The organism is Klebsiella sp. YJ (genome assembly GCF_002108615.1).
GTDB classification, from domain to species: domain Bacteria; phylum Pseudomonadota; class Gammaproteobacteria; order Enterobacterales; family Enterobacteriaceae; genus Klebsiella; species Klebsiella planticola.
The window spans coordinates 125867-132163 of sequence record NZ_MTEG01000019.1; the positions used below are offsets into that span (position 1 = coordinate 125867).

At 57.8% G+C, this 6297-nt stretch carries 4 protein-coding genes; 3 read left to right on the forward strand and 1 reads right to left on the reverse strand.

Features of this window, described 5'->3' with window-relative positions; all coding sequences use genetic code 11:
* Positions 1-16: 16 nt before the first annotated feature.
* Together nudK and BV390_RS19920 are read left to right on the forward strand one after the other, a co-directional pair.
* Positions 17-613 (forward strand): GDP-mannose pyrophosphatase NudK, encoded by a 597-nt coding sequence (gene nudK / locus BV390_RS19915; protein WP_032686539.1) that lies wholly within the window; start codon positions 17-19, stop codon positions 611-613.
* A 66-nt stretch (positions 614-679) separates the two neighbouring features.
* The gene (locus tag BV390_RS19920; protein ID WP_032695535.1) at positions 680-1747 is read left to right on the forward strand and encodes a DUF1176 domain-containing protein; all 1068 of its coding nucleotides are present in this window, start codon (positions 680-682) and stop codon (positions 1745-1747) included.
* Here the strand turns inward: BV390_RS19920 and tkt are convergent.
* Positions 1716-3710 (reverse strand): transketolase, encoded by a 1995-nt coding sequence (tkt, locus tag BV390_RS19925; RefSeq protein WP_085397249.1) that lies wholly within the window; start codon positions 3708-3710, stop codon positions 1716-1718. The two genes, BV390_RS19920 and tkt, sit on opposite strands and share 32 nt — an antisense overlap.
* Positions 3711-3997: 287 nt before the next feature.
* Between tkt and maeB the strand changes: the two genes are divergently transcribed.
* Positions 3998-6277 (forward strand): NADP-dependent oxaloacetate-decarboxylating malate dehydrogenase, encoded by a 2280-nt coding sequence (gene maeB / locus BV390_RS19930; protein WP_032686540.1) that lies wholly within the window; start codon positions 3998-4000, stop codon positions 6275-6277.
* Positions 6278-6297: the final 20 nt, after the last annotated feature.

Here is a 6297-nt window from a genome sequence, read left to right on the forward strand (position 1 = left end):
CACGCTGCGGGGCCGTATGTCACTCAACATCAACGTTATCAAAGATAAACTCCTCTCTGAAAACTACTTTATTTTGCGCAATATGACCTACGAGCTGACGCGTAGCGACGGCAGCGTGGTCCGTCATAAGCGCGAGGTTTACGATCGCGGCAACGGTGCCACGGTGCTGCTGTATAACCGCCGCAAGCAAACCGTCGTGTTGGTCCGTCAGTTTCGTGTCGCCACCTGGGTCAACGGTAACGAGGACGGAATGCTGATCGAAACCTGCGCCGGACTGTTGGATAACGACGAGCCTGAAGCCTGCATCCGCAAAGAGGCCATCGAAGAGACCGGATACGAAGTCGGCGATGCGCATAAGCTGTTCGAGCTGTATATGTCTCCCGGCGGGGTGACCGAAATTGTCCACTTCTTCATCGCCGAGTACAGCGATGCGCAGCGCAAAACGCGCGGCGGCGGCGTTGAAGATGAAGATATCGAGGTACTGGAGCTGCCTTTTCGCCAGGCATTGCAGATGGTCGCCGACGGCGCGATACGCGATGGCAAGGCGGTGATTCTGCTGCAATACCTGCAAACATCGGGACTGATGGCGGGGTTATCTGATAAATCTGATTGAGTAACGTGCCGCCGCTGGTGAAGATGGCTGCTGTTTTGAGCGTTCTTCTCTGGGGTTGTGCCGCGCATGCTTTATCGGGTTCTTTTTTTTCTGCTTTTCGGTTTACTACCGGCGTCGTGGGCGTGGGCGGCGCCGGTACAACAGCTATTCGGCGACTGGCTGGTCACCTGCAATAATCAGAATTTCTGCGTCGCTCGCAACGTCGGTCTGCATCACGGACTGGTTATGACTCTCAGCCGCAGCGCCGGCGCCGTTACGGATGCCAGCCTGCGCATTGAGCTGGGCGGTATCGGTAACCCGGTGGCCGCCCTGGCGCCGATCGCTCCTCGTCTTTTGCTTGATGGTAAACCGCTGGCGTTGACCGATAAACACTGGCTGGTTGCGGATAAGCTGATCAAAACCGGAGATAGCGTGACGATCGATGCTTTTCTCCAGCAGGTGCAGGAAGGACAGGCGATAACCCTGGTTAACGGACTGCAAAGCATTTCTCTGCAAGGGCTGAAAGCCGCGCTGCTGTTTATCGATAGCCATCAAAAGCGTGTCGGCAGTGAAACCGCGTGGGTGGGGAAGGGGGAAGAACCGCCGCTTAGCGTGCCTCCGGCACCTGCGCTGCGGGCAGTTGGCAAAGTTGACTTCTCGCAATCACCGCTCAGTCGGGAGGAGCTCAATGATCTGATGGATTACGGCAACGAGCGGATGAACAATAGCGCCTGTTCGCTGGACCCTTTCCGCCGTGAGATTCGGGTTACCGCGTTGACGGATGAGAAGGTGTTACTGATGGTCAGCTGCGAAGCCGGAGCGTACAACACCATCTGGCTGGCCTGGCTGGTGTCGCGCCAGCAGCCGTATGTGGCCCGCCAGGTCCGTTTGACGCTGCCCTTCCAGCCGCCGGGCAATGCGGCGCGTGATATTGAACTGATTAATGCCAGTATTGATGAGCGACGTCACGAGCTGGTGACTCTGGATAAAGGGCGCGGCCCCGGCGATTGCGGGGTTCAGACCCGCTGGCGCTATGATGGCCAGCGGTTTAGCCTGGTTCGCTATGCGCAGCAGCCGCAGTGTGATAACTGGCAGGGGCCAGATGCCTGGCCCACGCTATGGGTTACCCGTTACATATTTCATCCGCGAGACTGACAATATGCTCGACGGTAAAGCCAAAGAACGGGAACAGCTTCTCCGCCGGCGCTGATTCACCGTAGCTTCTCATTCCCACGATGGCGCCCTTCAGCCCGACATATTTATACCAGTAGTCGGCGATACCGGCCTCAACCGCAATTCTGGCGCTGACGTTAGCCGGAAGAACCGACTCCCGATATGCCTCATCTTGCGCATCGAAAACATCGGTTGAGGGCAGGGAGACTACCCGCACGTTAACCCCTTTGGCGAGCAGTTTTTCCGCCGCCAGCACGGTTATCTCCACTTCGGAACCGGTGGCTATCAGGATTAAATCCGGTTTTCCCCCCGCATCTTTCAGCACGTAGCCGCCGCGGGCAATATCCTGTACCTGTTGCGGCGTCCGCGCCATTTGCGCCAGGTTTTGCCGCGACAGAATCAGCGCGGTGGGGCCGGTTTGCCGTTCAATCGCCGCCTGCCACGCCACCGCCGTTTCGACCTGATCGCAGGGGCGCCAGGTGCTGAAGTTCGGCGTCAATCGCAGACTGGCCAGCTGTTCGACCGCCTGATGAGTGGGGCCATCTTCCCCTAACCCAATCGAGTCATGGGTATAGACCATAATCTGTCTGGCTTTCATCAGCGCTGCCATTCGCGCCGCGTTACGCGCATATTCGACAAACATCAGGAAGGTGGATGTATAAGGGATAAAGCCGCCGTGAAGGGCAATGCCGTTGCCGATCGCCGTCATGCCGAACTCGCGCACGCCATAATGAATATAGTTCCCCGCCACGTCCTCTTTGATCGATGTTGACCCGGACCAGATGGTGAGGTTGCTCGGCGCCAGATCCGCCGACCCGCCCAGCAGCTCCGGCAGAAGCGGTCCATAGGCGTTCAGGGCATTTTGCGACGCTTTACGGCTGGCAATTTTCGCCGGCTCGGCCTGCAGTTGCGCGATATAGTCGTGCGCCGCATCGCCCCAGCTCTCCGGCAGCGCGCCGTCCATTCTGCGTTTTAGCTCCGCCGCCAGTTGTGGATACTGCTGCTGATACGCGGCGAACCGCTGATTCCACGTCTGTTCTGCCTGCTCGCCGCGCGGCCGGGCATCCCATTGCTGATAAATCTCTTTGGGGATCTCAAACGGTGGATGTTTCCAGCCCAGCTTCTCGCGGGCTAACGCCACCTCTTTTTCCCCCAGCGCAGCGCCATGGGACTCTTCCGAACCGGCTTTATTCGGTGAGCCATAGCCAATCACGGTACGGCAGATGATCAGCGAAGGTTTATCCGTGACGCTTTGCGCCTCGAGAATTGCCTGTTTCACTGCCTGCGGGTCGTGACCGTCAATATCGCCAATCACGTGCCAGTGATAGGCCCGAAAGCGCGCGGCGGTATCGTCGGTAAACCAGCCGTCGGTTTTACCATCGATTGAGATGCCGTTATGGTCGTAGAAGCCGATCAGCTTGCCAAGACCCAGCGTCCCCGCCAGCGAGCTGGCTTCGTGGGAAATCCCCTCCATCAGACAGCCATCGCCCATAAACACCCAGGTATAGTGATCGACAATGTCATGGCCGGGACGGTTAAACTGCGCCGCCAGCGTGCGCTCGGCAATCGCCATACCGACGGCGTTGGCCAGTCCCTGGCCAAGCGGGCCGGTGGTGGTCTCGACGCCGGAGGTATAGCCGTGTTCCGGGTGGCCGGGGGTTTTGGAATGGAGCTGGCGAAAGTTTTTCAGTTCGGACAGCGGCAGATCGTAGCCGGTCAGATGCAACAGGCTATACAGCAGCATGGACGCATGACCGTTTGAGAGCACAAAGCGGTCACGGTCATACCAGTGCGGATTCCCCGGATTGTGTTTAAGGAAATCATTCCACAGGACTTCGGCGATATCCGCCATCCCCATCGGGGCGCCGGGGTGGCCGGAGTTGGCTTTCTGTACAGCGTCCATGCTCAGGGCGCGAATGGCGTTGGCAAGTTCTCTTCGGGACATAATGGACTCCTGAAACAAGATGTTGCATGAGTTTTTGTTGATTGTCTGTCGAGGCGTTTATGGGGTGGATAACTAAAAAGCATAGCAGACGGGACTATCATTGCTTTCGAAATCAGGTTACATAAATGTTATAAATCGATAACAAATATACCATTGCGATGGCGAGAGTTTGGCGGCGTTCAAAGTTTGAAAAGCCGTCAGGCGAGATACTATGCGCCACCTGGGGTGGGCACCAGGATAGTCATTACGCACACCCCCTACGACCGATACGTGAAAGGAACAATAAAATGGATGAGCAGTTGAAACAAAGTGCCCTCGATTTCCATGAGTTTCCCGTTCCCGGGAAAATTCAGGTTGTCCCAACCAAGCCTCTGGCCACACAGCGCGATCTGGCGCTGGCCTACTCGCCGGGCGTGGCGGCACCTTGTCTGGAAATCGAGAAAGATCCGCTGGCCGCCTACAAATATACCGCCCGCGGCAACCTGGTGGCCGTTGTTTCCAACGGCACCGCGGTGCTGGGACTGGGGAATATTGGTGCGCTAGCCGGTAAGCCGGTGATGGAAGGCAAGGGCGTTTTGTTTAAAAAATTCGCCGGTATTGATGTGTTCGATATCGAAGTCGATGAGCTGAACCCGGATAAATTTATCGATGTCGTGGCGGCGCTGGAGCCCACCTTCGGCGGCATCAACCTCGAAGACATCAAAGCGCCAGAGTGTTTCTACATCGAGCAAAAGCTGCGCGAGCGCATGAACATTCCTGTGTTCCATGACGATCAGCACGGTACGGCCATTATCAGCACCGCGGCGATTATTAACGGCCTGCGGGTGGTTGAGAAGAATCTTTCCGACGTTCGGATGGTGGTATCCGGCGCGGGCGCGGCGGCGATTGCCTGCATGAATTTGCTGGTGGCGCTGGGTATGCAGAAACACAATATCGTGGTCTGCGACTCCAAAGGCGTCATCTATAAAGACCGTGAGCCTCACATGGCAGAGACCAAGGCGGCCTACGCGGTAGAAGATGACGGCAAACGCACGCTGGACGATGTGATTGACGGAGCGGATATTTTCCTCGGCTGTTCAGGCCCGAAAGTGCTGACCCCGGAGATGGTGAAAAAAATGGCCCGCGCGCCGCTGATCCTCGCCCTGGCTAACCCGGAACCGGAGATTCTGCCGCCGCTGGCGAAGCAGGTCCGCGAAGATGCCATCATCTGCACCGGGCGCTCCGACTACCCGAACCAGGTCAACAACGTGCTGTGCTTCCCGTTCATCTTCCGCGGGGCGCTGGACGTTGGCGCCACGGCGATTAACGAAGAGATGAAGCTGGCTGCAGTCCACGCGATAGCGGAACTGGCACATGCCGAACAGAGCGAAGTGGTCGCCTCTGCCTACGGCGATCAGGATCTGAGCTTTGGTCCGGAATATATCATTCCGAAGCCGTTCGATCCGCGCCTGATCGTCAAGATCGCTCCGGCGGTCGCCAAAGCGGCAATGGACTCCGGTGTAGCCACGCGTCCGATTGCCGACTTCGACGCCTATATTGAGAAACTCAGCGAGTTTGTCTACAAAACTAACCTGTTCATGAAGCCGATTTTCTCCCAGGCGCGCAAAGAGCCCAGGCGCGTGGTGCTGGCGGAAGGCGAAGAGTCGCGCGTCCTGCACGCAACTCAGGAGCTGGTATCGCTGGGGCTGGCAAAACCGATTCTGATCGGCCGTCCGAGCGTGATTGAAATGCGTATCCAGAAGCTGGGGCTGCAGATCAAAGCCGGCGTGGATTTTGAGATCGTCAATAACGAATCCGATCCGCGCTTTAAAGAGTACTGGGGCGAGTATTACCAGATCATGAAACGCCGCGGCGTGACCCAGGAGCAGGCGCAGCGGGCGGTGATTGCCAATACGACGGTCATTGGCGCAATCATGGTGCATCGTGGCGAGGCGGATGCCATGATCTGCGGCACCATCGGCGACTACCATGAGCATTATGGGGTGGTTCAGCCGCTGTTCGGCTATCGGGACGGCGTCAGCACCGCGGGGGCCATGAACGCGCTGCTGCTGCCAAGCGGTAACACCTTTATCGCCGACACCTACGTCAATAACGATCCTACGCCGGAGCAGCTGGCGGAAATCACCCTGATGGCGGCGGAAAGCGTCCGTCGTTTTGGTATTGAGCCGCGCGTGGCGCTGCTGTCGCACTCCAACTTCGGTTCCTCTGACTGTCCGTCAGCGAGCAAAATGCGCGAAGCGCTGGAGCGAGTGAAAGCGCTGGCGCCGGATCTGATGATCGATGGTGAAATGCACGGCGATGCGGCGCTGGTGGAAAGTATTCGCCATGAGCGGATGCCGGACAGCCCGTTGAAAGGCTCGGCCAACATTCTGGTGATGCCGAATATGGAAGCCGCGCGCATTAGCTATAACCTGCTGCGTGTCTCCAGTTCGGAAGGGGTGACCGTCGGACCGGTGCTAATGGGAGTGGCGAAGCCGGTACATATTCTGACGCCGATCGCTTCCGTGCGCCGCATTGTCAATATGGTTGCGCTGGCGGTGGTCGAGGCACAGACTCAGCCGCTGTAAGGGATTTGTCGGGTGGCGCT